Source organism: Streptomyces sp. NPDC013187 (assembly GCF_042899705.1).
GTDB lineage: Bacteria > Actinomycetota > Actinomycetes > Streptomycetales > Streptomycetaceae > Streptomyces > Streptomyces hawaiiensis_A.
Genome location: NZ_JBIBAF010000013.1, coordinates 186,597 through 212,003 on the forward strand (window position 1 = coordinate 186,597; position 25,407 = coordinate 212,003).

Here is a 25,407-nt window from a genome sequence, read left to right on the forward strand (position 1 = left end):
GCGTTCCTTTTCCCCACATGATCCTCGTGGCCGCCCTGGAGGTTCCGTGGTACAGGCGTACATCCTGATCCAGACGGAGGTCGGCAAGGCGTCGACCGTCGCCGAGACGATCGGCAAGATCCCTGGGGTGATCCAGGCCGAGGACGTGACGGGACCGTACGACGTGATCGTGCGGGCCCAGGCCGACACCGTCGACGATCTCGGCCGCATGGTGGTCGCCAAAGTTCAGCAGGTGGACGGCATCACCCGCACCCTGACCTGCCCGGTCGTCCATCTGTAGCCCCCGTCTACCCTGTGCCGGTGAACTCTTTCCGTCACCGGCACCGTTGTGTCTTCCGCGTGTTCCGCCTGCCCGCTGTCGCGCTGTTGATCACTGCTGCGGGCTGCTCATCAGCAGACGACAGCGCGTCGGCGGCGGTTCCCAGTCCGGACGCGAAGGTCGTGGGACTGTGCCGGAACCTGGACAAGGTACTGCCCGCGAAGGTGGACGGTGAGCGCCGCGCGGATCCCGAACCCGCGTCGGCGCTGACGGCGGGCTGGGGCAGCCCGGCGATCATACTGCGCTGCGGTGTGCCGCAGCCGCCGAAGATGATCGACCCGAAGGTCGCGGACGGTCGTGATCCGGATGCCGTCGCCGGGGGCGTGAACGGGGTGGACTGGCTGATGGAGAAGCAGGACGGCGGGGGGTATCTGTTCACCACCGCCAACAGGGAGGCGTACGTCGAGGTCCGGGCGCCCAAGGGCGTGGACAGCTCGGGTGTGCTGATCGATCTGGCCGCGGCCGTGAAGAAGGCGATCCCCTCGGGGATCGCCTCCTGAGCGCCGGGCGTCGATGATCAGCGCAGACCGGTCGACCTGCGCAGGGCCGCCCGCACCAGCAGGTCGATCAGCTCCGGGTAGCTCACCCCGCTCGCCTGCCACATCTGCGGATACATCGAGATCGGCGTGAAGCCGGGCATCGTGTTGATCTCGTTGATCACGAACTCGCCGTCCTCGGTGAGGAAGAAGTCCGCGCGGACCAGGCCCTCGCAGGACGCCGCCTCGAACGCCTCGACCGCGAGGCGCTGGACCTCGGCCGTCTCCTCGGGAGTGAGGGGTGCGGGGACGAGGCCCGGAGTGGAGTCGATGTACTTGGCCTCGAAGTCGTAGTACGCCTGGGCCTCGGGCGGGGGGATCTCCGCGGGGAGGGAGGCCCGGGGGCCGTCCTCGAACTCCAGGACACCGCACTCGATCTCACGGCCGCGCAGCGCGGCCTCCACGAGGATCTTGGGGTCGTGCCGCTGGGCCTCGGCGATCGCCTCGTCGAGGCCGGAGAGGTCGTCGACCTTGGTGATGCCGATCGAGGAACCGGCCCGCGAGGGCTTCACGAACAGCGGCCAGCCGTGCTCGCCGGCGAAGTCGACGATCTTCTTGCGGGCGGCCGCCCGGTCCTGCTCCCACTCGCGCGGGCGCACCACCACGTACGGGCCGACCTTCAGCCCGAAGGAGGTGAACACCCGCTTCATGTACTCCTTGTCCTGGCCGACGGCCGAGGCGAGCACGCCCGAACCCACGTACGGGACTCCGGAGAGCTCCAGGAGGCCCTGGAGGGTGCCGTCCTCGCCGTACGGGCCGTGGAGCACCGGGAAGACCACGTCGACCTCGCCGAGCGCCTTGGGGACCGATCCCGGCTCGCTGTAGACGACTTCGCGGTTGGCCGGGTCGACGGGGAGGATCACTCCGCCCTCGGCCGACTCCGCCAGCGCGTCGACGCTCGGCGGGCGCCGGTCGACGATCGCCATCCGCTCCGGTTCGTCCGCCGTGAGCGCCCAACGCCCTTCCGGGGTGATGCCGATCGGCAGGACGTCGTACTTCGTCCGGTCGATGGCCTTGAGGACGGCGCCGGCGGTGACCACGGAGATCCCGTGTTCGGAGCTGCGCCCGCCGAACACGACGGCCACACGCGGCTTGCGAGGCGGCTGCTCGGGGCTCTGGGGGAGGTTCTCGGTGCTCATATCGCGTTGAGAGTACCCGTTGGTAGTGCCGCTAGTAAGCGCCGCCGGCCTCGCGTCGCTCAGCGTCGTTCGGGCTTCGCGCTGCGCGACATCAGCTCCTTGAGGGCCACCACGGGGGGCTTGCCCTCGTGCACGATGCCGACGACCGTCTCCGTGATGGGCATGTCGACGCCGTGCCGACGGGCCAGATCGAGCACCGACTCGCAGGACTTGACGCCCTCCGCGGTCTGCTTGGTGACGGCGATGGTCTCCTGCAGGGTCATGCCCTTGCCGAGGTTGGTGCCGAAGGTGTGGTTGCGCGACAGCGGCGAGGAGCAGGTCGCCACCAGGTCGCCCAGGCCCGCGAGTCCGGAGAAGGTCAGGGGGTCGGCCCCGAGGGCCATGCCGAGCCGGGTGGTCTCGGCGAGGCCGCGGGTGATGAGCGAGCCCTTGGCGTTGTCGCCGAGGCCCATGCCGTCCGCGATGCCGACGGCGAGACCGATGACGTTCTTCACGGCTCCGCCCAGTTCGCAACCCACCACGTCCGTGTTGGTGTACGGGCGGAAGTACGGCGTGTGGCAGGCGGCCTGGAGCCGCTGGGCGACGGCCTCGTCGGTGCAGGCCACCACGGCGGCGGCCGGCATCCGTGCGGCGATCTCCCGCGCCAGGTTGGGCCCGGTGACGACGGCGATCCGGTCGGGGCCGACCTTGGCGACGTCGTCGACGACCTCGCTCATCCGCATCGCGGAGCCGAGTTCGACGCCCTTCATCAGCGACACCAGCACCGTGTCGGGGGCCAGCAGCGGGCTCCACTCGGCGAGGTTGGCGCGCAGGGTCTGCGACGGCACCGACAACACCGTGAAGTCGGCGTCCGCCGCGGCCTCGGCGGGATCGGTGGTGGCCCGGACGTTCTCCGGGAGCTCGACGCCCGGGAAGTAGTCGGGATTGGTCCGGGTGGAGTTGATCGCCTCCACGACCTCCGGGCGGCGCGCCCACAGGGTGACCTCGCACCCCGCGTCGGCGAGCACCATGCCGAAGGCCGTACCCCACGAACCGGCGCTCAGGACCGCCGCCTTGACCGGCTTGCTCACTTGCCCAGCCCCTCTTCCTGCACGGTCTGCCCGGCCTCCTCGTGCGTCTGCGTCTGTGCCTGTGTGCGGAGCCGCTGCTCGATGCGCTCCCGGCGCGGGTCGTACGGCGTCTCGGGCGCCTTCTCGCCGCGGATCAGCTCCAGCTGGGCGGTGACGGCGGCCATGATGACCTCCGTGGCCTCCTTCAGCAGGTCCGCGGTCATCTCCCGGTCGTAGAACCGCTCGAGATCGACGGGCGGCCCGGCGAGCACGTGGTGCGTCTTGCGCGGCAGCAGGTTCGGCTTCTTCGCGTACGGGGGCAGCAACTCGTTGCAGCCCCACTGGGCCACGGGGATCACCGGGCACTTGGTCTGCAGGGCGACGCGCGCGGCCCCGGTCTTGGCGGTCATGGGCCAGCCGTCCGGGTCGCGGGTGAGGGTGCCCTCCGGGTAGAAGGCCACGCATTCCCCGCGGTCCACGGCCTCGATCGCGGCCCGGAAGGCGCTCAGCGCGTCCGTGCTCTCGCGGTAGACGGGGATCTGCCCGGTGCCCCGCATAGCGGCCCCGACGAATCCCTTCTTGAAAAGCTCGCTCTTCGCGAGGAATCGCGGGACGCGCCCGGTGTTGTACTGAAAGTGCGCGTAAGCGAAGGGATCGACGTGCGAATTATGGTTCACCGCGGTGATAAATCCACCCTCGGCCGGAATGTGCTCCATTCCACGCCAGTCCCGCCTGAGCAGAACCACCAGCGGCGGTTTGCAGATCACCGCGGCGAAGCGGTACCAGAAGCCGATTCTGCGGCGGGGCACGCGAACACCTTCCTCTAGGGCGTGAAGCCGGGGCCACGGGGGCCGCACAAGTGTCGCCCCAGGCCGCCGGTCTGTCGAGAACACCGTACGCCCCGGCACGCCGCCCGCCCGATGCCCCGGGTGACAATGACCGCGACAAGAGGAGGACGGAACACCCGTGCAGTGGACCCTGGTCGTACCCCTGAAGCCCCTGGCCCAGGCCAAGAGCAGGCTTGCGGACACCGCGGACGACGGGCTGCGGCCGGACCTGGCGCTGGCCTTCGCCCAGGACACGGTGGCGGCCGCGCTGGCCTGCCCGGGGGTGGGGGATGTGGCAGTCGTCACGGACGACGCCCGGGCGGGCCGCGAGCTGGCCGCTCTGGGCGCCGCGATCATCCCCGACGAGCCGGGCGGCGGTCTCAACACCGCCCTCGCACACGCGACGCGGGCCGTACGGTCCGTCCGCCCGGCCCGGGCGGTGGCCGCGCTGAACGCCGATCTGCCGGCCCTGCGTCCCGTGGAATTGTCCCGGGTACTCGATGCCGCTGCCGAATTCCCGCGCGCATTTCTCCCGGACGCGGCCGCAATCGGAACGACCCTGCTTGCCGCCGCCCCCGGCCGGGAATTGCAACCGGCCTTCGGCACGGACTCCCGGGCCCGGCACCGCGCATCGGGCGCCGTGGAACTGCCTCTCACCGCGGTCGATTCCGTTCGCCAGGACGTGGACACCGGCGAGGACCTGCGCAGCGCGCTGGCCCTGGGGGTCGGTCCTCATACGGCCGCGGCCGCCGCGCGGTTGCTGATTCCCGGGCAGTAGGCTGCGGCCATGCAGGCGACCGCGTACACGTACGACCCCGAAAGCCGCAGCGGGCAGGTGCTCCTGGACGACGGCACCCCGGTGCCCTTCGACGCGGCCGCGTTCGACGCGGGTGGCCTCCGACTGCTGCGCCCGGGCCAGCGGGTACGCATCGAGGTGGAAGGGGCGAGGGACGCGCTCCGGATCACTCTGGTGACCCTGCAGACCCTCTGACCACGTGCTGAACACGCCGCGGGCCGGACTCCGTGCGGAGTCCGGCCCGGCGCGTGAGTACCCCGGCGCCCTTACTTCTTGCGGGCGGTGGTCTTCTTGGCGGTGGTCTTGCGCGCCGTCGACTTCTTGGCGGGCGCCTTCTTCGCCGTGGCCTTCTTCGCCGGGGCCTTCTTCGCGGTGGTCTTCTTCGCGGCGGTGGTCTTGGACGTCGCCGTGGTCTTCTTGGCGGGCGCCTTCTTCGCGGTGGTCTTCTTGGCGGCCGCGGTCTTCGTCGTGGCCTTCTTCGCCGTCGTCTTCTTGGCGGTCGTCTTCTTCGCGGCGGCCGACTTGGTGGTCGCCTTCTTCGCGGCGGCCTTCTTGACCGTCGCGCCGGCACCGCCGGTCAGGCTGCCCTTCGGCGCCTTCTTGACGGACACCTCGCCGCCGCGCGGCAGCTTCTTCGAGCCGCTGACCAGGTCCTTGAAGCCCTGACCGGCGCGGAAGCGCGGAACGGAGGTCTTCTTGACCCGAACCCTCTCGCCCGTCTGGGGGTTCCGGGCGTACCGCGCCGGGCGGTCGACCTTCTCGAACGAACCGAAGCCGGTGACCGAGACCCGCTCACCCGAGACGACCGCTCGGACGATGGCGTCCAGTACATGGTCGACAGCGTCGGCGGCCTGCTGGCGGCCGCCCATCTTGTCGGCAATCGCTTCTACGAGCTGCGCCTTGTTCACGTCTTCCCCTTCGGAGACATCGCCAGAACGAAAGTGTTCAAGCTTTTTCGCACGTTAGGCAGATATATACCGCAAATCAAACACGAAACGGGCTTATCACCCTTGTGCCGCAGCGAACTCGACGGTGCCGAGAGGTTCAGCGTTCCTCGACGGGGAGACGTCCCTCGTCGAGGTCCGTATTGAACCGCTCAAGCCGCCTTGCCGCGTCGGCGAGATCGTGCTTGGCCGCGGCCGTAATGACCAGCAGCTTCCGGGTCAGCGCCATCCGTACGCCCTCCGGGACTTGCAGTGCGCGCACCCTTGTGTGCGCTTCCTTGAGTTGGTCCGCGACTGCCGCATAGAGCTCGAGTTGGCCGTCGTGTTCCATGCACAGATTGTGCCATCTGGGGCGAGTTGTCGCCTGCGCAGGGGACAACTGCCGCCTCGAACGGCCTTCCCGGCACACGTGGAAGTCACGGCTGTACCCCTCGCCTACCCCAGCAACCACGGGCTTAACGTGGGAAGTTGGCAGCCGAACAGCGGGTGGGCAGGGCCGTTCGGGTGCAGACACAGCTGTACCCCCGATCGGGCTGATCGGGGGTACAGAGGGGATGTTGCTGTGGCCGAAAGTCGCCTTGTTCTCAGGAGGCGGACCGTGCCTGGGGTCAGACCGGGAGGGTGCGCGGCTTGAAGGAGGGGCGCTTGGCCTCGTAGGCGGCGATGTCCGGCTCGTTCTGCAGGGTGATCGAGATGTCGTCGAGGCCGTTCAGCAGCCGCCAGCGGGAGTTCTCGTCCAGCTCGAAGGCGGCGGTGATGCCCTCGGCGCGCACCTCGCGGGCCTGTAGGTCGACGGTGATCTCGGCCTGCGGGTCCTTCTCGGTGAGCTCCCACAGCGCGTCCACGGTCGCCTGCTCCAGAACGACCGTGAGCAGGCCGTTCTTGAGCGAGTTGCCGCGGAAGATGTCGGCGAAGCGGGAGGAGATCACGGCCTTGAAGCCGTAGTTCTGCAGCGCCCAGACGGCGTGCTCACGCGAGGAGCCGGTGCCGAAGTCGGGGCCGGCGACCAGGACGGTCGCGCCCTTGCGCTCGGGCTGGTTGAGCACGAACGACGCGTCCTTGCGCCAGGCCTCGAACAGCCCGTCCTCGAACCCGTCGCGCGTGACCTTCTTGAGCCAGTGGGCGGGGATGATCTGGTCGGTGTCGACGTTGGAACGGCGCAGCGGGACGGCCCGGCCGGTGTGGGTGGTGAAGGCTTCCATGACTGATCAGACTCCAGCGGGCGTACGGGTTGCGGCGTCGGACAGGTCGGCCGGGGAGGCCAGGTGGCCCAGGACCGCGGTGGCGGCCGCGACCTGCGGCGACACCAGGTGGGTGCGTCCGCCCTTGCCCTGCCGGCCCTCGAAGTTGCGGTTGGAGGTGGACGCGGAGCGCTCACCGGGGGCCAGCTGGTCGGGGTTCATGCCCAGGCACATCGAGCAGCCCGCGTGCCGCCATTCGGCGCCGGCCTCCTTGAACACCACGTCCAGGCCCTCGGAGACGGCCTGCAGACCCACCCGCGCGGAGCCCGGGACGACCAGCATCCGTACGCCGTCGGCGACTTTGCGGCCCTTCAGCAGCTCGGCGGCGGCGCGCAGGTCCTCGATGCGGCCGTTGGTGCAGGAGCCTACGAAGACGGTGTCCACGTTGATGGAGCGCAGCGGCTGCCCGGCCTCCAACCCCATGTACTCCAGGGCCTTTTCGGCGGCGTAGCGCTCCGATGCGTCTTCGTACGAAGCAGGATCGGGGACGGACGCCGAAAGCGGTGCGCCCTGCCCGGGGTTGGTGCCCCAAGTGACGAACGGCGACAGTTCGGCGGCCTCGATGACCACCTCGGCGTCGAACTCGGCGTCGTCGTCGGTCCTGAGCGTCTTCCAGTACGCGACGGCCGCGTCCCAGTCCTCGCCCTCGGGAGCGTGCGGACGGCCCTCGAGGTAGGCGAACGTGGTCTCGTCCGGGGCGATCATGCCCGCTCGGGCGCCGGCCTCGATCGACATGTTGCAGATGGTCATGCGGGCTTCCATCGAGAGCTTCTCGATGGCCTCGCCGCGGTACTCCAGGACGTAGCCCTGGCCGCCGCCGGTGCCGATCTTCGCGATGATCGCCAGGATCAGGTCCTTGGCGGTGACGCCCTCGGGCAGTTCGCCGTTGACCGTGATCGCCATGGTCTTCGGGCGGGACATCGGCAGCGTCTGCGTGGCCAGCACGTGCTCGACCTGCGAGGTGCCGATGCCGAACGCCAGCGCGCCGAAGGCACCGTGCGTGGAGGTGTGGGAGTCACCGCACACCACGGTGGTGCCCGGCTGGGTCAGACCCAGCTGTGGACCCACGACGTGGACGACACCCTGCTCGATGTCGCCCAGCGGGTGCAGACGCACGCCGAACTCGGCGGCGTTCTTGCGCAGTGTCTCCAGCTGCACCCGCGAGACCGGGTCCGCGATCGGCTTGTCGATGTCCAGGGTGGGGGTGTTGTGGTCCTCGGTGGCGATGGTGAGGTCCAGGCGCCGCACCGTGCGGCCGCTCTTGCGCAGACCGTCGAAGGCCTGCGGGCTGGTCACCTCGTGCAGCAGGTGCAGATCGATGAAGAGAAGGTCGGGCTCGCCCTCCGCGCGCCGGACGACATGGTCGTCCCAGACTTTCTCCGCGAGTGTCCTACCCATCGCTGTTCCCTCCGGCCGGCTACGGTCCGCCGACCCAACTAGAGATCTTGAGGAGGCAGTGCCCGTACCCCTGATTCCGGGCACACACCGCCAGGCCCTTACGTCACGGGCCGTTGTGACTTCGTGATTCCAGGGTGGCGCGTTCCACGGAAAATTGAACTTGCGTTTCACAGAGTGAGACGCGAGTATCGTTTCATGGACAACAGTAGCGGCGTCGGCGTTCTGGACAAGGCGGCCCTCGTCCTGAGCGCTCTGGAGTCCGGTCCGGCCACCCTCGCGGGGTTGGTCGGCGCCACCGGACTGGCACGACCCACGGCCCACCGCCTGGCCGTGGCCCTGGAGCACCACCGCATGGTGGCGCGCGACATGCAGGGTCGTTTCATTCTCGGCCCTCGCCTGGCAGAGCTTGCCGCGGCCGCGGGTGAGGACCGTCTCCTCGCCACCGCGGGGCCGGTGCTCACACATCTTCGGGACATCACGGGCGAGAGCGCGCAGCTCTACCGCCGCCAGGGCGACATGCGCATCTGTGTCGCCGCGGCGGAGCGCCTGTCCGGTCTTCGGGACACGGTCCCGGTCGGTTCCACACTCACGATGAAGGCCGGCTCCTCGGCGCAGATCCTGATGGCCTGGGAGGAGCCGGAGCGGCTGCACCGCGGCCTGCAGGGGGCGCGCTTCACGGCGACGGCTCTGTCGGGTGTGCGGCGGCGGGGCTGGGCCCAGTCGATCGGCGAGCGGGAGCCGGGCGTCGCGTCCGTGTCCGCGCCGGTGCGGGGGCCGTCGAACCGGGTGGTGGCCGCCGTGTCGGTGTCCGGGCCGATCGAGCGTCTTACGCGTCACCCGGGGCGGATGCACGCACAGGCCGTGATCGATGCGGCCGGGCGGCTCTCCGAGGCATTGCGGCGCACCGGCTGAACCGACGGAGCGTTTCGGGGGAGGCCGGCCTCAACGCCGCGGCAGGCCTTTCCCGACCACGCGCCATGGCACAGACGGTTTGATCGTCGCGTGCGGGCCGGTAGTGGTTGCTCGCGCAGTCCCCCGCGCCCCCGAAGAAGGCAAGCACGCAAGAGGCCCCTCACCGAAGTGAGGGGCCTCTTGCGATGTGTACCCCCGACCGGATTCGAACCGGCGCTACCGCCTTGAGAGGGCGGCGTGCTAGGCCGCTACACAACGGGGGCGTGGAGCCTGCGTTTCCGCAGGTCCGAGCTGGTCTACCTGGACTCGAACCAAGACTAACTGAACCAGAATCAGTCGTGCTGCCAATTACACCATAGACCAATGTGGTTTAGACCAGTCAGTACCCCCGACCGGATTCGAACCGGCGCTACCGCCTTGAGAGGGCGGCGTGCTAGGCCGCTACACAACGGGGGCCCTAGCAGTTCCGAGATGATCGTCGATCTGTCGATCTTCGGAACCAGTACCCCCGACCGGATTCGAACCGGCGCTACTGCCTTGAGAGGGCAGCGTGCTAGGCCGCTACACAACGGGGGCGATGCAGATGAGCTCTGCGAGCTGGCCTACCTGGACTCGAACCAAGACTAACTGAACCAGAATCAGTCGTGCTGCCAATTACACCATAGGCCACTGGAACGCAAGCCCCGGAGGGTTCGTGTTCTAGCTGTGCGCCTGGGATTCCGGCCTTCCGGCCCGCTCCCGCGGCGCAGGAAGAACATTACCCGAAGGTGGACGGGGCTCCAAAACGACTATCCGGGCCGAGCAGGGACGGCAGTTCGCCGAGGGACGCGATGCGGTGCGGCCCGACGGGCGGGTCGATCGTGGCGTACAGGCCGCCGCGGTCGATCCACACCGACAGCAGTCCCGCGTCGGCGGCGCCCCGTCCGTCGATCTCCGGGTGGTCGCCGACGTAGGCGACCTGGTGCGGCGGCAGGCCCAGAAATTCGCAGGCCGCGAGGAACGCCCCGGCCTCGGGCTTGGAGACGCCGAGCTCGGCGGCGCACAGGATGGTCTCGAAGCGGTCGTGGACGCCGAGGGCGCGTAGCTTGCGGTCCTGGACGTGGAGGCTGGAGTTGGAGAGCACGGCGTGCCGGTGGCTGACGGCGAGGGCGTCGAGGACGGGCAGGACGTCCGGGAAGAGGGACCAGACCGCCTCGTACTGGGTGAGGTACCGCTGGAACCACGCGTCGGCCTCGGCGTCGGTGAGGTCCCGGTCCAGGAACACCCGCACGCGGTCGCGCCGCTGCTCCTCGAAGGTGGCCTCGCCGGCCGAGAAGCGGGCCCACTGCAGGTGGGTGATCTCCCGCCAGTGGTCGATGGCCTGCTCGACGCTGTCGTAGCCGTCGAGCAGGCCCTCCGCTGTGAGGTGGGCGCGCATGCCGAGGCGGTCGGCGGTGGTGTAGTCGAAGAGGGTGTCGTCGACGTCCCAGACCACGGCTTGGATGCTCATGCTCCGACCGTACCCACCGCGTCCCGCGCTCAGCCCAGGGTCATGGTGCCGGTGAGGGTGAGGTCCGGGCCCTGGCCGTCGCGGGGGTGAGCGGTGAGTTTCCAGGTGTAAGCGCCGCCCGTGGCGCCGCCGCCGCTGTCGGTGATGCCGTCCCAGGCGGGTCGCACGGCGGCCCCTGTGGAGGCGCCGGTCAGCGTGCGGACGGGCTTGCCGGCGGCGTCGGTGAGGGTCAGGGTCCAGGTGGAGGGCTTGTTCAGCTGCCAGATTGGTGCCCAGGGGAAGGCCTTGCCGATCACGGACGGCGAGTGGACCTGGGCCTCCATCTGCGCGAGGGGCGAGGTGGGGACGCCGCTGGGGACGATCGAGACCTCGCCGTACGTGCCGTTGAGGTAGGCGATGTGGCCGCCGAAGCGGTCGACTGCCCAGCGGCCGTTGCTGCCGCCGGTGTTCTGGTCCGTGGCGGGCAGCTTCACCAGGGTGCGGGTGGTGGCCGTGCCGGAGTGGAAGTCGGTGAGCAGCAGTTCGTGGGTGGTGCGGTTCTCGCGGAGCAGGAAACCGTCGGCGAGGCGGGCCGGGCCGAGGTCGGCCGGGACCGTGATCTTGCGGTTGGTCGCCCGGTCGTAGACGCCGGCCGAGGTGCCGCAGGACCAGTACAGCCAGGTGTTGACGGCCTGGATGTCGGTGGGGGTGCAGGGGGCGCCGGTGGCGATGGTGGTGGTCGTGCCGGTCTTGAGGTTGCGGCCGGTGACCTGGCCCTGGGTGCCGCCCGGGGCCCACAGGGTCTGCCCCCACACCGCGGCGGCGGTGCGGTCGCGGGTGAGGGCGGTCTCGCCGGCGGTCGCGGCGCGCGGGAAGTCGACGACCCGCTGCTTGCCGGAGCCGCCGTTGTAGAGCAGGTACCGGCCGGTGCCGCCGCCGATGCGGCCGGAGGAGTCGCCGTCCGTGGGTGCGCTGAGGACGGTGGTGGCGTCGAGACCGACGGTGCTGACGGACTCCTGGCCCGTATCGCCGGTCCACAGGTGGCTGACGCGGCCGTCGCCGAGGGCCTCCAGCTGGGGGCAGGCGGCGTCGCCGGTGAGACAAGTGGGTGCGCTCAGAGCGGGGCTGCGGCGCGTCTGGGGGCCGTCGGGGCGGCCGGCCGCGTCGAGCTGGAAGCCGCTGTAGCGCAGCGAGGCGCCGGGTGTCGCGCCGTAGAGGAACAACTCGCCGCCCGCGACGGCCAGTCCCTGGACGCCGGTCGCCGCGGCGGGGACCCGGGTCACCTTGGCCGTGGTGAGGCCTCCGTTGCCGTCGGGGGTGATGCGGTGGATGTTCCAGTCGAGGCTGGAGGGGCCCGCGGTGGCCAGGGCGCCGCCGTCCAGGGTCGGGCCGATGCCGCCGAACGACGAGGGAAGCACGGTGGTCGAGGCGCCGGTGACCAGGGAACGGGCGGTCAGCGCGGCCTCGGCGCCGCCCGTGACGAACATCGGGTTGCCGAGCAGGAGCTGGTCGCCCACGACCGCTTCGAGCTGGGCGTCGGTCCTGGGGAGGGCGGCGGGCTCGGTGCCGGGTTCGGCGTCCACCCGGATCGCCTTCCAGTCGGCGACGAGCCAGCGGTCGTTGAAGACGATCTCCGGGGTCGCGGAGTCGCCGGTCACGTAGGTGCGGAACGCGCCGTCGGAGAGGTCGACCAGGCCCGCGGACGTCTTGCCGTCCAGTGTGTAGACGATCGCGAGGCGGACGACCGAGCCGCCGGTGCGGTAGGAGACGGGCCGGGCGCCCGCGGGGAAGCCGGTGACCGGGGTGTCCACGGTGAGGGTCCCGTCGACGGTGCGCAGCACGTGCAGGGCGCCGGTGCCGTCCATGGTCAGCACGCTCCATCCGACGGCGGCCCGGTAGGCCTGGCCGGAGGGGATCGTGACGGTGGCGGTGACGCCCGTGGAGCGGTGCTTCTGCAGCACCTTCTGGCCGTCGCGGGTGTTCACGACGTCGGTGCCGGTGGCCAGGTCGTCCGGGCCGGCGTGGGCGGGCGGGACCGCGTCGGGGTAGTCCACCGTGGTGACCGAGGTGGTCCCCGGCCGGTACTGGAAGCCGGACGCGCCGGCCCAGGGGTAGTCGACGGTCACGCGCTTCTCGGTGGCGAGCCGCACCGTGCCGGCCGGCTCGTCGACCGCGGGTGCCGCCTGCGCGGGTGCGGTCAGCACGGTGCAGGACAGGGCCACCACCCCGCCGACTGCCGCGCGGACGAGTCTTCGTGAACGGATCATGCTCTCTCCCCCTGTATCTGGGCGCACACGCGCACCGTGCGCACAGAGGGCATCCAACGTCCCTTCCTGGGACGGCAGTTGGCCGGAAGGGTGAACTCCGGGTGACGGCTGGGCGGACAGGGCGAGGGCGGCGCCCGAACCGGACGCCGCCCTCGCGGTGTGTTGCCGTGCGCCTACGCGGTGAGTTTCGCCAGCGCCGCGTCGATCCGGGCCAGGGTGGTCTCCTTGCCCAGGATCTCCAGGGACTCGAAGAGCGGCAGGCCGACCGTGCGGCCGGTGACGGCGACGCGGACGGGGGCCTGGGCCTTGCCGAGCTTGAGGCCGTGGACCTCACCGGCGGCCAGGACGGCCTCCTTGAGCGACTCGGCGGAGGTCCAGTCGGCCGCTTCCAGCTTCTCGCGGGCCGTGCGCAGCAGGGCGTCCGAGCCCTCCTTCATCGCCTTCGCCCAGCTCGCCTCGTCCTCGGCCGGCTCCGGCAGGAACAGGAAGTCGACGTTGTCGGTGATCTCGGAGAGGACCTTGAGGCGGGTCTGCGCGTGCGGGGCGATGGCCTGCCACTTGGCCTCGTCGAAGGCCTCCGGGGCCCAGGGCGCGAACGGCGCCTGGAGCCACGGTCGGCAGCGCTCCGTGAAGTCCTTCACGTCCAGCAGGCGGATGTGGTCGCCGTTGATCGCCTCGCACTTCTTCAGGTCGAAGCGGGCCGGGTTGGGCTGGACGTCGGAGATCTCGAACGCCGCGATCATCTCGTCGATCGAGAAGACGTCCTGGTCGGCCGAGAGGGACCAGCCGAGCAGCGAGAGGTAGTTGAGCAGGCCCTCGGGGAGGAAGCCGCGCTCCCGGTAGAGGTTGAGGGAGGACTGCGGGTCGCGCTTGGAAAGCTTCTTGTTGCCCTCGCCCATCACGTACGGCAGGTGGCCGAAGGACGGGATCTCCTTGGCGATGCCCAGCTCGATCAGCGCCTTGTACAGGGCGATCTGGCGCGGGGTGGAGGAGAGCAGGTCCTCGCCGCGCAGGACGTGGGTGATCTCCATCAGGGCGTCGTCGACCGGGTTGACCAGCGTGTACAGCGGGGCGCCGTTGGCGCGGACGATGCCGTAGTCCGGGACGTTCTCCGGGGTGAAGGTCAGTTCGCCGCGGACCAGGTCGGTGAAGGTGATCGTCTCGTCGGGCATCCGGAAGCGGACGATCGGCTCGCGGCCCTGGGCCTGGTACTCGTCGACCTGGGCGGCGGTCAGCTCGCGGCAGTGGCCGTCGTAGCCGGAGGGCTTGCCTGCGGCGCGGGCGGCCTGACGGCGGGTGTCCAGCTCCTCCTGGGAGCAGTAGCAGCGGTAGGCGTGGCCGGCGTCGAGGAGCTTGGCCGCGACGTCCTTGTAGAGGTCCATGCGCTGCGACTGGCGGTACGGCGCGTGCGGGCCGCCGACCTCGGGGCCCTCGTCCCAGTCGAAGCCCAGCCAGCGCATCGAGTCGAGCAGCTGGGTGTACGACTCCTCGGAGTCGCGGGCCGCGTCGGTGTCCTCGATGCGGAACACCAGGGTGCCCTGGTGGTGCTTGGCGAACGCCCAGTTGAACAGGGCGGTGCGCACCAGGCCCACGTGGGGGTTACCGGTGGGCGAGGGGCAGAAACGGACGCGTACGGGGGAGCCGGGTGCGCTAGCCACGCTTGACAACCTTGTTGGTGAGAGTGCCGATGCCTTCGATGGTGACGGCGACCTCGTCGCCGACGTTCAGGGGGCCGACCCCAGCCGGGGTGCCGGTGAGGATGACGTCGCCGGGGAGCAGCGTCATGGCCTCGGAGATGTTGACGATCAGGTCCTCGATGGAGTGGGTCATCTCGCTGGTGCGGCCCAGCTGGCGCTGCTGGCCGTTGACCGTGAGCTGGATGGTGAGGTCGCTCGCGTCGAGGTCCGTCTCCACCCAGGGGCCGAGCGGGCAGGAGCTGTCGAAGCCCTTGGCCCGGGCCCACTGCTTCTCGCGCCGCTGCACGTCGCGGGCGGTGATGTCGTTGGCGCAGGTGTAGCCGAAGATCACGTCCTTGACGCGTTCGCGCGGGACCTCGCGGCACATCCGGCCGATGACCACGGCCAGCTCGGCCTCGTGGTGCACCTCCTCGGAGAAGGAGGGGTACTGGATCTCGTCGCCGGGGCCGATCACCGAGGTGGACGGCTTGAAGAAGGCGAAGGGGGCGTCGGGCACCTCGTTGCCCAGCTCGCGCGCGTGCTCCGCGTAGTTGCGGCCGAAGGCCACGACCTTGTTGGGGAGCACCGGCGGCAGCAGCCTGACCTTGCTCACCGGCACCTTCGTACCGGAGAGCTCGAAGTCCGCGAACGGGATGCCCTTGATGATGTTCAGGACGAGTTCGTCCTGCTTGTCGCCCTCGATGGCGCCGAAGGCGACGTTCCCGTCGATGGAGAACCTGGCGATGCGCACGGGTTGCTTGGCCCCTTGACTGAAGCGGCTGGAGTCTGACGGTCCAGGCTAACGCGGGGAGGTGGACTCGCCCCGCGCATTACGAGGGGGCGCCCCGTCACACACGAGGGGGCGCCCCGTCACACACGAAGGGGCGCCCCGTCGCGGGGGCGCCCCCTCGGCAATCCGGTCCCTTCGCCGTGAGCATCCGGCGGCCGGCACGCGTACTAGCTGGTGTCACTCCGCGGCCGCGGCGGCCGCGACGGGGATCTCCATGAGGACGGTGCGCTTGGGGTTTGCGGTCTGGGCCGGCAGTTCGACGGGGTGCTCCGGCTGCTCCGGCGTCTGCAGTTCGTCGGCGTCGCTCAGGTGTGCCAGCGTCGTGCGTCGCGGGTTGGCGATCTTGTGGAACATCGTCGTCGTCTTCACTGTTTACTTGACCCTGTCCTGTGACGGGCGCCCGGAGGGGTGTGTGAACCCCCCGCACGGGCGCGGGTTGTCGGTTGTGCCATCGCTGTAAAGCGTCAGGCTAAACATCCGATTCCCCGGCCCCGTCGCGCAGGGGTCATGATCGGCATGTGAGTTTTCTCACGAATCAGAGGGCGAATCGGTCAATCCGGACGCGCGCCCCACCCCAACGAAACGGACATTGGCCCACTGAAGCCATCATTCCGCTGCTGATCATGGCGACTGGGACACCCGGCGTGACTGGTCGACTCGCGGGCTTACGCCCGAAATGGGTGAACTCCCTTTCTACGACCGGTGATCCGCCACTCACGTGGTGTCACCTACATCACGGCTCGGCCTACGGGCCTTGTTGGAGATCCTGTGCTGTGCTGGAATCTCACGGACCGCCGCAGGATCGAGCCGGCGCACAGGGGGCGCACAGACGCGCCGAGTGGCGGTGAAGAAGGGGAAGCCAGCGCCGGTCACTCACGACCACCACGGGGGCGTTTTCAGGGCGTCCCCAGAACGCCGACACCGTGCCCCGCCGTTCAGGCGACGGGGTGCCTGGTCCAGAGGTTGCGACGCTAGTGCAGGGACGTTTCAAGAGGGATGGCAGCGCTTCGGCGGAGCCGGAGCCGCACGGCGGGACTGGCCCCGTGAAAGGCGGCCCCGCGCCCCAGCACGCCCAGAACCAGGGCCCGGCAGGTGACGGCGGTGAGCGCTCCGCGCGCTCCGGTACGTCGGCCCCGTCGGGGGCCACGGGTCCTTCCCCGGCGCTGAAGCCGCCGACGGGCCCGACCGGCCCGGGGTCGCGAATAGCCCTGCGCAACTGGCGCATCTCCACACGACTGGTGTCGCTGCTCGCCCTTCCGGTGGTCGCGGCCACCTCGCTGGGCGCGCTGCGTATCGACCAGTCCATGGACGACATCCAGCAGCTGGACAACATGAAGCTGCTGACGGACATGACCAAGCAGGCCACCGAGCTGTCGGCCGCGCTCCAGGAGGAGCGCGACCAGTCGGCCGGCCCGCTGGCGCACGGCGGCAAGGCGACGGACTTCACGGTCAAGGGGCTTCGCGAGAAGACCGACCGGGCGATGAAGAACTTCCTCGACAGCTCCGAGGAGATCGACGGCGCCAGCAAGGACGGCAACCTCAAGGGCGTCCGCGAGTACCTCGTCCAGCTCGCCGGCGAGCTCGGCGACCTGGAGCAGATCCGCAAGGGCGCCTACGCCTCCGAGGGCAACTCCACGCAGACGATCGAGGCGTACCACCGTCTGATCGAGAACCTGATCGACCTCTCCCAGGACATGGCCGAGGCGACCAGCAACCCGGACATGATCCAGCGCACGCGTGCGCTCGCGGCGTTCTCCTCCGCCAAGGAGTACTCCTCGATCCAGCGCGCGGCCCTCGCGGCGGCACTGCCCGCGAGCAACACCACGGCCGGCAAGCTCTCGCCGAACGACCGCCTCTACGCCGAGTCCGCCCTGGAGAGCCAGAACTCCGAGATCCGCAGCTTCAAGAGCATCTACGGCGAGGACGCCGCCGCCGAACTGCTGAAGCCGATCGAGGACGGCGGCAACTCCACCATCAAGGCGACCGACACCTACGCGGGTCGCGCCCTGGTCTCCGCGAGCGGTCTCGCCCAGCAGGACAAGCGGTCCTACCGCGACTGGCTGGACGACAGCTCCACCAAGATCCAGCAGATGAAGAACATCGAGCACACGCTGCTCGAGGAGATGGAGCAGAAGGCCCGCGAGCTGCGCAGCGCCACCGAGCGCGACGCGATCATCTCCGGTGCCCTGATCCTGATCGTGCTCGGCGTGTCGCTGGTCGGCGCCTTCGTCGTGGCGCGGTCCATGATCCGCTCGCTGCGCCGCCTGGAGGACACCGCGACCAAGGTCGCCTCCGACCGTCTGCCCGAGCTGGTCAAGCAGCTGTCCGAGTCCGACCCGCAGGACGTCGACACGTCCGTGGAGTCGGTCGGTGTGCACTCCCGGGACGAGATCGGCCGAGTGGCCGCGGCCTTCGACGACGTGCACCGCGAGGCGGTCCGCCTCGCCGCCGAGCAGGCCCTGCTGCGGGGCAACGTCAACGCGATGTTCACCAACCTCTCGCGCCGCTCCCAGGGTCTGATCCAGCGCCAGCTGTCGCTGATCTCCGAGCTGGAGTCCCGCGAGGCCGACCCGGACCAGCTGTCCTCGCTGTTCAAGCTCGACCACCTCGCCACGCGCATGCGCCGTAACGGTGAGAACCTCCTCGTCCTCGCGGGTGAGGAGCCCGGCCGCCGCTGGACCCGCCCGGTCCCGCTGGTCGACGTGCTCCGCGCCGCCGCGTCCGAGGTGGAGCAGTACGAGCGCATCGAGCTGGCCTCGGTGCCGACCACCGAAGTGGCCGGCCGTGTGGTCAACGACCTCGTGCACCTGCTCGCCGAGCTGCTGGAGAACGCGACCTCGTTCTCCTCGCCGCAGACCAAGGTCAAGGTCACCGGTCACGCGCTGCCCGACGGCCGTGTGCTGATCGAGATCCACGACACCGGTATCGGCCTGTCGCCGGAGGACCTGGCGGCGATCAACGAGCGGCTCGCCTCTCCCCCGACGGTGGACGTCTCCGTCTCCCGCCGCATGGGTCTGTTCGTGGTCGGCCGGCTGTCCCAGCGGCACGGCATCCGCATCCAGCTGCGCCCGTCCGACTCCGGTGGTACGACCGCGCTGGTCATGCTGCCCGTCGACGTCGCCCAGGGCGGCCGGAAGCCCCAGCCCAAGCAGCCCGGTCAGCCGCCGGTCGGTGGCGGCGGTCCCGCCGCCGCGCAGGCCGCGGCCGGTGCGGCCGCGGCCCGGCGTGCCGCCGGTGCCGGCCAGGGCGGCGGTGCCCTCGGCGCCGGTGCGTCCGGCGGGGCCTTCGGTGGCGGTGCGTCCGGCGGCGGCCGGCTCGCTTCCGGTCAGGGCCCGCGGGCCGCGCTGCCCGGGCGCGACGCGGACGGTGGCCGTCCGGGAACTCCCGGTGGAGCGCGCGGACCGCAGGGTCCCGGGACCTCGTCGTTCGAGCAGGGTGGTTCCCCGCAGGGCCGTCCCGCTCCCGCGGGCACCGGGTTCGGCCAGCAGGCGCCGGGTGCCCCGCAGGGTCTGCAGGCGGCGGGCACCAACGGGCCGCAGGGCCAGGACGCCTTCGGCGGAGGACGGAGCCGCAAGAAGCAGGGCGGCGACTCCGAGCAGGGCACCGGCCGCAGGCCGCAGCTGCCGCCGCGCGGGGGACCGCGTGCCGAGCTGCCCGGCGGTGACGCGCAGCAGCGCGTGCCGAGCTGGAGCGACGAGAACGCCCAGCCGCCGGCGCCGCGCGCCTCACTGGACGCCCCGCGCGGGCACGAGGAGCCGGACCTCTCTCGTACGTCTTCGCTGCCGCGCGCCGACGACCGGCAGGGCCCGGGCACGACGGCGGAGATGCCGGCCGTGCCGCGGGACAACGACCGGCAGGGCCTCGGCTCCCCGGCCGACTTCGGCGCTGCCCAGCAGGCGGACCCGTTCGGTCCCGGCGCGAACACCTCGCAGGGCCAGGGCCAGTTCGTCCGCCCGGACGTCTTCGGCACCCCCGGCGGTCGCCTCGACACCTCGTCCGCGTCGGGCCAGTACCCGGCGCCGCAGTCCTACGACAACGGCTCGACGGGTCAGTACCCCGCGCCCGGCCAGGACAACGGCAGCCAGTACCCGGCCCCCCGCCAGGACAACGGCAGCCAGTACCCGGCCCAGCGCCAGGACAACGGCTCCACCGGCCAGTACCCGGCCCCCCGCCAGGACAACGGCAGCCAGTACCCGGCTCCGCGCCAGGACAACGGCTCGACCGGTCAGTACCCCGCGCCCCGCCAGGACAACGGTTCCGGGCGGCCCACCCTCCCGGGTCCGGCCACGCCGGCCGACCCCGCGGGCACGGGCCGGTTCGAGCGGCCGCAGGCGGGTGGCGGCCGGGGCCCGGCCGACTTCGGCGCCCCGCGTCCGCCCGCCCCGCAGGCCCGTCCGGTCCGGCAGGAGCCCGAGGCCCTGCCACCGGCGTCCGGCCCGGGCGACGGTCGTACGCCGCTGTACGACACACTGGAGACCAACTGGTTCCACGGCCAGCAGGAGCAGCAGCCGCAGAACAACGGCTCCGCCCCCTCTGCCCCGCAGCAACCGCAGGGACCCACCGGTCCGCAGCGGTCCGCCCCCGCCGGCTGGCGCACCTCGCCGAACGACGACCTCGTCCGCCAGGCCGAGCGAGTCCGCCAGCCCGCCGCGGGTGGTGTCACCACCTCCGGCCTGCCGCGCCGGGTGCCCCGGGCCAACCTCGTCCCGGGCACGGCGCAGCAGCAAACCCACCAGAGCGGTCCGCAGGTCTCGCGTGCGCCCGATGACGTGCGCGGCCGGCTGACCAATCTCCGTCGGGGAATCGCACAGGGTCGTCAGGCCGGGTCCACCCAGACCGGCAGCCACCCACGGCCCACTCACCAGCAGGAGCGTTAGTTGAGTCCGATGAGCCAGGCGGCACAGAATCTCAACTGGTTGATCACCAACTTCGTGGACAACACCCCCGGGGTGTCCCACACCGTCGTCGTGTCCGCCGACGGTCTCCTCCTGGCGCTGTCGGAGGGCTTTCCGCGCGACCGCGCCGACCAGCTCGCGGCCGTCGCCTCGGGTCTGACGTCCCTGACGGCAGGCGCTTCCCGGATCTTCGAGGGCGGCGAGGTGGCGCAGACGGTCGTGGAGATGGAGCGGGGATTCCTCTTCCTCATGTCCGTCTCGGACGGCTCGTCCCTCGCGGTGCTCGCCCACCCCGAGTGCGACATCGGTCTCGTCGGCTACGAGATGGCGCTCCTGGTCGACCGCGCGGGCGCGGTCCTCACCCCCGATCTCAGGGCTGAGCTCCAAGGCAGTCTGCTCCACTGATCGGCCCCGGCACCACCCGTCTCACCACATCACCGTCCGGCCGCCACACACCCCACACAGGCCCCGTCAGACGGCTTGCTGACCGACTTGCTGTCCCGCCCGGAGGACCCATGACCCCGCCCACCGCCTCTCATGATCCGTACGCGGAGCCGTACGAGGACGAGGGCGACCAGCCGCTGGTCCGGCCTTACGCCATGACCGGCGGCCGGACCCGGCCGCGCTACCAGCTGGCGATCGAGGCACTGATCAGTACGACCGCGGACCCCGCCGCGCTCATGGGGCTGCTCCCCGAGCACCAGCGGATCTGCCACCTGTGCCGTGAGGTCAAGTCGGTGGCCGAAGTGTCGGCGCTGCTCAACATGCCGCTGGGCGTGGCCCGGATCCTGGTCGCGGACCTCGCCGAGGCCGGTCTCGTCGCGATCCACCAGCCGGGCGGCGACGACGCCACCGGCGCACCGGACGTGACACTGCTCGAAAGGGTGCTCAGTGGACTTCGCAAGCTCTGACGCGGGGCGGTCCACCACCTCCGCGAAGATAGTGGTGGCCGGTGGCTTCGGCGTGGGCAAGACCACGTTCGTGGGTGCCGTCTCGGAGATCAACCCGCTGCGCACCGAGGCCGTCATGACGTCCGCTTCGGCCGGCATCGACGACCTCACCCACACCGGGGACAAGACCACCACCACGGTGGCCATGGACTTCGGCCGTATCACCCTGGACCAGGACCTGATCCTGTACCTCTTCGGTACGCCGGGCCAGGACCGCTTCTGGTTCATGTGGGACGACCTGGTGCGCGGCGCCATCGGCGCGGTGGTGCTCGTGGACACCCGGCGCCTGGCCGACTGCTTCCCGGCCGTCGACTACTTCGAGAACAGCGGCCTGCCGTTCGTCGTCGCCCTGAACGGCTTCGACGGACAGCAGCCCTACCAGCCCGAAGAGGTGCGCGAGGCGCTGCAGATCGGACCCGACACCCCGATCATCACGACGGACGCCCGGCACCGGGCCGATGCGAAGAGTGCCCTGATCACGCTGGTCGAGCACGCTCTGATGGCACGGCTGAGGTAGCACAATTCAGAAGCGCCATACGGCAGTTGTCGTAGATACACCGGAGCCGACTGTGTCCTTTGACACGGTCGGCCAAGGTGTTCATAACGTTTCGGCAGAGGAATCGGGTGGTACGGCCACGCGTCGCGCACATCCGGTCTCGCTGCGCGCACAATCGCCCCGCCTTTTGGCGGGGCTCGCTCTTTATGACCGTTTTATCTGGGGCTTACATCACGTCGAATCCCTGCCTCGGACTGTTTGGAAGAGCGCTGGTCGTCGTGCTGGAATGCCTGAACTGCCCAATAGTCAATGACGCCCTCGTCCGTCGCTGGCGTCTTGGGCTCTGAACACTGCGGCACAACGTTGGTGCCGACCGCCGAGAGGTTGTTGGTCGAGTGAGGCGAAGCAAGAACAGTCCCGAGCCGTCGGCCCGGGGCAACTTCACCCCGCCGCCGCGCACAGCGGCGCCCGCCCCCGTGCCCGGTTCGGAACCGACGGCCGCACCCGCCGAGAGCGGCGGCCGTCTCTCCCCGCGCAACTGGCGTGTGGCGACCAGGCTGAACGCGATCCTGCTCATACCCGTGGTGGTCGGCCTCGTCATGGGCGGCTTCCAGGTGAAGAGCTCGATCGACACCTGGCAGGAGGCCGAGGACGCGGAGAACACCGCGCGCCTGGTCCGCGCCTCGCTGCTCTACGCCAACGCCCTCTACAACGAACGCGACATCACCGCCGCCCCGCTGCTGCAGGGCAAGGGCCAGGACGACAACACCGTCGTCGACGCCCGCAAGCTCACCGACAAGGCCGCCGACGAGTTCGACGCCGCGGCGCAGAACATGCCGGCCAAGCCCGGCCTGGAGCGGCGGCTGGACCTGTTCCGCAAGGCGGAGCCCAAGCTGGCCACCCTGCGCCAGGTCGCCTACACCACCAAGCTCCAGGGCGTACGGACCGAAGAGGGCTACGTCGAGGTCGCCCACCCGCTGACGGAGTTCGCCAACGAGCTCGGCCTCGGCACCGGCAACATCACCAGCTACGGCCGGACCGTGTACGCCATCGAGCTCACCAAGGCGGCCCTGTCGCTGCAGCGCTCCATCGGCATGCACATCCTGGTCAAGCCGGGCCCGGACGCCGGCAACCTGGCCAGCCAGCGCATCGCCCTGTCCTCGTACGCCTACCTCGAGCGCATCGCCGTGCAGGAGTACATCGGCGGTGGCACCCAGCAGGACGCGGACAAGCTCAAGGCCGCCGAGGCCAAGATCAAGGCCGACGGTGCCGCGATGGCCCGGGAGGCCAAGGCCAAGAACCCGGACTACGTCCCGCCGCCCGCCAGCCCGACGACGATGATCGCGGGCATGGCCACGCTGCAGAGCACGGACCCGAGCGCGCGCGCCGCACTCGCCGAGCGGGGCATCACCGCCGAGAACTGGTGGGCGGTCAACACGCTCAAGTTCAACGCGTACGAAAAGATCGAGCAGGACATGGCCGACAAGGCCGTGAGCGAAGCGTCCGACATCGCCGACGACGCCCAGCGTGACGCCTACATCACCGGTGCCGCCGTCGTGGTCGCCCTGCTCCTGGCCTTCATCCTGGCCGGCGCCGTCGCCCGCCAGATGAGCCGCTCGATGCGCCAGCTGCGCAACGCCGCCTTCGGCATCGCCGAGCAGCGTCTGCCGATGCTGGTCGACCAGCTCTCGCGCACCGACCCCGGACGCGTCGACACCCGCGTCCAGGCCATCCCGATCACCACCACGGACGAGATCGGCGAGGTCGCCCGCGCCTTCGACCAGGTCCACCGCGAGGCCGTCCGGCTCGCCGCCGAGCAGGCCCTGCTGCGGGGCAACATCAACGCGATCTTCACCAACCTCTCGCGCCGCAACCAGTCCCTGATCGAGGGCCAGCTGACCCTGATCACCGACCTGGAGAACAACGAGGCCGACCCGGACCAGCTGGAGAACCTCTTCCGCCTGGACCACCTCGCGACCCGTATGCGCCGCAACGGCGAGAACCTCCTGGTCCTCGCGGGCGAGGAGCCCGGCCGCCGCTGGGACCAGCCGGTGCCGCTGGTCGACGTGCTGCGCGCCGCCTCCTCCGAGGTGGAGCAGTACGAGCGCATCGAGCTCTCCGGCGTCCCGGAGGCCGAGATCCACGGCCGCGCCGTGACCGACCTCGTGCACCTGCTCGCCGAGCTGCTGGAGAACGCCACGACGTTCTCCTCCCCGCAGACCAAGGTCCGCGTGACCGCCACCCGTCTCCCCGACGGCCGCGTCATGATCGAGATCCACGACAAGGGCATCGGCCTGACCGCCGAGGACTTCGCGGACATCAACCACAAGCTGGCCAACCCGCCGACCGTGGACGCCGCGATCTCGCAGCGCATGGGCCTGTTCGTGGTCGGCCGGCTGTCCGACCGGCACGGCATCCGGGTCCAGCTGCGCCCCTCGGGCGAGCAGGCCGGTACCACCTCGCTGGTCATGCTGCCGGACGCGATCACCCACGGTGGTGGCGGCGAGCAGCACGTGGACCGCGACGAGTTCACCGTCTCGCAGATCATCCCGGAGCAGAACTTCGGCGGCGGCGAGAACTTCGGCCAGCCCATGCGCACGGCCGCGGAGCTCGGCTTCGACGACAGCCGCTACTCCGACGTCCCGGACGACATACGTGAGCTGGACCCCGTCGGCCGCTCCCTGATGCGCGAGGAGCGCCGGGCGGCCCTGGAAGCCCAGTCGCACGAGCAGCCCGCGCTGCCCGCGCAGAGCGGCCAGGAGCCCTCCCAGGCGACCGGCTACCGCGACGACTACGACGGGCAGCAGGGCTACGACGCCGGGCAGGCCTACGACACCGGCCAGACCGGCTACCCGGAGCAGCAGCCGTCCGCGTACGACCGTCAGGCGCCGTACCAGCAGCAGCAGCCGTCGTACGACGAGCAGCGGCACACGGCGTACGAGGAGCCGCAGCAGCCTGCCTACGACGAGCAGTACTACGCGCCGAACGGCGGTGCGCCGCAGAACGACACCTTCTCGCCGAACGGCGGCTACCCGGAGCCCTCCTATGCGGAGCCGGCCCAGGAGGAGCCCTCGGGGCAGGGTGCGGGCGGCGCGGGCGGTTTCGCCGCGTTCGAGCAGCGACGTCACCAGGACGACTGGCCGCAGCAGGACGGTTACCAGAACGGCTATCCGAGCCAGTACCCTTCTCAGGCCCAGGAAACGGAATCTGCGCAGGCCGCTGACGCAAGTGAGCAGGACCGCGTAGGCTTCGACCGTCCGGGATCGAGCCCCTCCGCCGCTCACACGATGACCGACGCCGGGCTTCCCCGCCGTGGACCCACCGCGAGCGGTGCGAACGGTACGGGTGGCGCACGGCATGTGAGCCAGGAGCCGCCGGCCTCCACTTCGGAGAGCAAGGGCGACGACTGGCGCTCGGCCAACGACGAGCGGTGGCAGCAGGCCTCGCAGCTGCGGAAGCCCAAGGCGGGCGGGGTCACCTCCTCCGGCCTGCCGAGGCGGGTACCCAAGGCGAACCTGATCGAGGGTGCCGCCGAAAGTACTCCCCAGGGAGGCCCACAGGTCTCCCGCGCCCCGGAGGACGTCCGGGGCAGGCTGAGCAACCTGCGTCGAGGCGTCCAGCGCGGACGCAGCGCAGGCAGTGAAACGAACGGCCAGGGCTTCGGTCCTGACAGCACCTACAACCAGGAGCGTTAGTGTGAGCCC

At 70.4% G+C, this 25,407-nt stretch carries 22 protein-coding genes and 5 tRNA genes; 10 read left to right on the top strand and 17 right to left on the bottom strand.

Going from position 1 to position 25,407, the window contains the following annotated elements:
- The first annotated feature begins 46 nt into the window (after positions 1-46).
- Both ACFY5B_RS27350 and ACFY5B_RS27355 read left to right on the top strand, forming a co-directional pair.
- On the top strand, positions 47-280 hold the full coding sequence (locus tag ACFY5B_RS27350) for an Lrp/AsnC family transcriptional regulator (protein WP_029384521.1): 234 nt from the start codon (positions 47-49) through the stop codon (positions 278-280).
- A gap of 20 nt (positions 281-300) precedes the next feature.
- Positions 301-819: a DUF3515 domain-containing protein gene (locus ACFY5B_RS27355; protein ID WP_389973841.1), complete on the top strand. Its 519-nt coding sequence runs from the start codon at positions 301-303 to the stop codon at positions 817-819.
- Between the two features lie 17 nt (positions 820-836).
- Here ACFY5B_RS27355 and ACFY5B_RS27360 read toward each other — a convergent pair whose 3' ends face one another.
- From ACFY5B_RS27360 to ACFY5B_RS27370, 3 genes are read right to left on the bottom strand one after another with little or no spacing between them, the layout of a single operon-like run.
- Positions 837-1,994: a D-alanine--D-alanine ligase family protein gene (locus ACFY5B_RS27360; protein WP_389973844.1), complete on the bottom strand. Its 1,158-nt coding sequence runs from the start codon at positions 1,992-1,994 to the stop codon at positions 837-839.
- Between the two features lie 59 nt (positions 1,995-2,053).
- A complete protein-coding gene (locus ACFY5B_RS27365; RefSeq protein ID WP_389973847.1) occupies positions 2,054-3,064 on the bottom strand; it encodes an NAD(P)H-dependent glycerol-3-phosphate dehydrogenase in 1,011 nt (336 codons plus the stop codon).
- A complete protein-coding gene (locus tag ACFY5B_RS27370) occupies positions 3,061-3,852 on the bottom strand; it encodes a lysophospholipid acyltransferase family protein (RefSeq protein WP_389973850.1) in 792 nt (263 codons plus the stop codon). The genes ACFY5B_RS27365 and ACFY5B_RS27370 overlap by 4 nt, the downstream gene beginning before the upstream one ends.
- Before the next feature lie 157 nt (positions 3,853-4,009).
- Between ACFY5B_RS27370 and cofC the strand changes: the two genes are divergently transcribed.
- Positions 4,010-4,648 carry a 2-phospho-L-lactate guanylyltransferase gene (gene cofC, locus ACFY5B_RS27375; RefSeq protein ID WP_389973853.1) on the top strand — a complete coding sequence of 213 codons (639 nt, stop codon included), beginning with the start codon at positions 4,010-4,012 and terminating at the stop codon, positions 4,646-4,648.
- Between the two features lie 9 nt (positions 4,649-4,657).
- Entirely contained in the window at positions 4,658-4,861 is a 204-nt protein-coding gene (locus ACFY5B_RS27380; RefSeq protein ID WP_104781455.1) for a hypothetical protein, read from the top strand.
- A 71-nt stretch (positions 4,862-4,932) separates the two neighbouring features.
- On the opposite strand, the gene ACFY5B_RS27385 is transcribed toward ACFY5B_RS27380, so the two are convergent.
- The 4 genes from ACFY5B_RS27385 to leuC form a co-directional block, all read right to left on the bottom strand.
- On the bottom strand, positions 4,933-5,574 hold the full coding sequence (locus tag ACFY5B_RS27385) for an HU family DNA-binding protein (protein WP_030851950.1): 642 nt from the start codon (positions 5,572-5,574) through the stop codon (positions 4,933-4,935).
- 136 nt (positions 5,575-5,710) lie between these two features.
- Complete coding sequence (locus ACFY5B_RS27390; RefSeq protein WP_053668772.1) at positions 5,711-5,941, bottom strand: hypothetical protein; 231 nt, start codon at positions 5,939-5,941, stop codon at positions 5,711-5,713.
- Positions 5,942-6,218: 277 nt separating this feature from the next.
- Positions 6,219-6,812 carry a 3-isopropylmalate dehydratase small subunit gene (leuD, locus tag ACFY5B_RS27395; RefSeq protein ID WP_389973857.1) on the bottom strand — a complete coding sequence of 198 codons (594 nt, stop codon included), beginning with the start codon at positions 6,810-6,812 and terminating at the stop codon, positions 6,219-6,221.
- Positions 6,813-6,818: 6 nt separating this feature from the next.
- Positions 6,819-8,249, bottom strand: coding sequence for a 3-isopropylmalate dehydratase large subunit (leuC, locus tag ACFY5B_RS27400; RefSeq protein WP_389973861.1), 1,431 nt, complete (start codon positions 8,247-8,249; stop codon positions 6,819-6,821).
- Positions 8,250-8,444: 195 nt separating this feature from the next.
- On the opposite strand from leuC, the gene ndgR reads away from it, so the two are divergent.
- On the top strand, positions 8,445-9,161 hold the full coding sequence (ndgR, locus tag ACFY5B_RS27405) for an IclR family transcriptional regulator NdgR (protein ID WP_003993203.1): 717 nt from the start codon (positions 8,445-8,447) through the stop codon (positions 9,159-9,161).
- 190 nt (positions 9,162-9,351) lie between these two features.
- On the opposite strand, the gene ACFY5B_RS27410 is transcribed toward ndgR, so the two are convergent.
- The 10 genes from ACFY5B_RS27410 to ACFY5B_RS27455 all read right to left on the bottom strand — a co-directional run bounded on the left by ACFY5B_RS27410 (position 9,352) and on the right by ACFY5B_RS27455 (position 15,731).
- Positions 9,352-9,424: transfer RNA gene (locus tag ACFY5B_RS27410), tRNA-Glu, on the bottom strand.
- Between the two features lie 28 nt (positions 9,425-9,452).
- Positions 9,453-9,524: transfer RNA gene (locus ACFY5B_RS27415), tRNA-Gln, on the bottom strand.
- Positions 9,525-9,544: 20 nt separating this feature from the next.
- A tRNA-Glu gene (locus ACFY5B_RS27420) sits at positions 9,545-9,617 on the bottom strand.
- Positions 9,618-9,664: 47 nt separating this feature from the next.
- Positions 9,665-9,737, bottom strand: a tRNA-Glu gene (locus tag ACFY5B_RS27425).
- Between the two features lie 21 nt (positions 9,738-9,758).
- Positions 9,759-9,830, bottom strand: a tRNA-Gln gene (locus tag ACFY5B_RS27430).
- An 88-nt stretch (positions 9,831-9,918) separates the two neighbouring features.
- A complete protein-coding gene (locus ACFY5B_RS27435) occupies positions 9,919-10,650 on the bottom strand; it encodes an HAD family hydrolase (protein WP_389973865.1) in 732 nt (243 codons plus the stop codon).
- 29 nt (positions 10,651-10,679) lie between these two features.
- Positions 10,680-12,896 (bottom strand): FlgD immunoglobulin-like domain containing protein, encoded by a 2,217-nt coding sequence (locus ACFY5B_RS27440; RefSeq protein WP_389973868.1) that lies wholly within the window; start codon positions 12,894-12,896, stop codon positions 10,680-10,682.
- 173 nt (positions 12,897-13,069) lie between these two features.
- Positions 13,070-14,554: a glutamate--tRNA ligase gene (gene gltX, locus ACFY5B_RS27445; protein ID WP_389973871.1), complete on the bottom strand. Its 1,485-nt coding sequence runs from the start codon at positions 14,552-14,554 to the stop codon at positions 13,070-13,072.
- Positions 14,547-15,323: a fumarylacetoacetate hydrolase family protein gene (locus ACFY5B_RS27450; protein ID WP_389973873.1), complete on the bottom strand. Its 777-nt coding sequence runs from the start codon at positions 15,321-15,323 to the stop codon at positions 14,547-14,549. The genes gltX and ACFY5B_RS27450 overlap by 8 nt, the downstream gene beginning before the upstream one ends.
- Before the next feature lie 216 nt (positions 15,324-15,539).
- Positions 15,540-15,731: a hypothetical protein gene (locus ACFY5B_RS27455; protein WP_389973876.1), complete on the bottom strand. Its 192-nt coding sequence runs from the start codon at positions 15,729-15,731 to the stop codon at positions 15,540-15,542.
- A 605-nt stretch (positions 15,732-16,336) separates the two neighbouring features.
- On the opposite strand from ACFY5B_RS27455, the gene ACFY5B_RS27460 reads away from it, so the two are divergent.
- The 5 genes from ACFY5B_RS27460 to ACFY5B_RS27480 all read left to right on the top strand — a co-directional run bounded on the left by ACFY5B_RS27460 (position 16,337) and on the right by ACFY5B_RS27480 (position 25,398).
- Positions 16,337-20,239 carry a nitrate- and nitrite sensing domain-containing protein gene (locus ACFY5B_RS27460; RefSeq protein WP_389973879.1) on the top strand — a complete coding sequence of 1,301 codons (3,903 nt, stop codon included), beginning with the start codon at positions 16,337-16,339 and terminating at the stop codon, positions 20,237-20,239.
- Between the two features lie 9 nt (positions 20,240-20,248).
- Positions 20,249-20,662, top strand: a complete 414-nt coding sequence (locus tag ACFY5B_RS27465) for a roadblock/LC7 domain-containing protein (RefSeq protein ID WP_031138073.1) — start codon at positions 20,249-20,251, stop codon at positions 20,660-20,662.
- A gap of 110 nt (positions 20,663-20,772) precedes the next feature.
- On the top strand, positions 20,773-21,168 hold the full coding sequence (locus ACFY5B_RS27470) for a DUF742 domain-containing protein (RefSeq protein WP_030851927.1): 396 nt from the start codon (positions 20,773-20,775) through the stop codon (positions 21,166-21,168).
- Positions 21,149-21,724, top strand: coding sequence for an ATP/GTP-binding protein (locus ACFY5B_RS27475; protein WP_104781463.1), 576 nt, complete (start codon positions 21,149-21,151; stop codon positions 21,722-21,724). The genes ACFY5B_RS27470 and ACFY5B_RS27475 overlap by 20 nt, the downstream gene beginning before the upstream one ends.
- 374 nt (positions 21,725-22,098) lie before the next feature.
- Positions 22,099-25,398 carry a nitrate- and nitrite sensing domain-containing protein gene (locus ACFY5B_RS27480; RefSeq protein ID WP_389973882.1) on the top strand — a complete coding sequence of 1,100 codons (3,300 nt, stop codon included), beginning with the start codon at positions 22,099-22,101 and terminating at the stop codon, positions 25,396-25,398.
- Positions 25,399-25,407 lie beyond the last annotated feature (9 nt).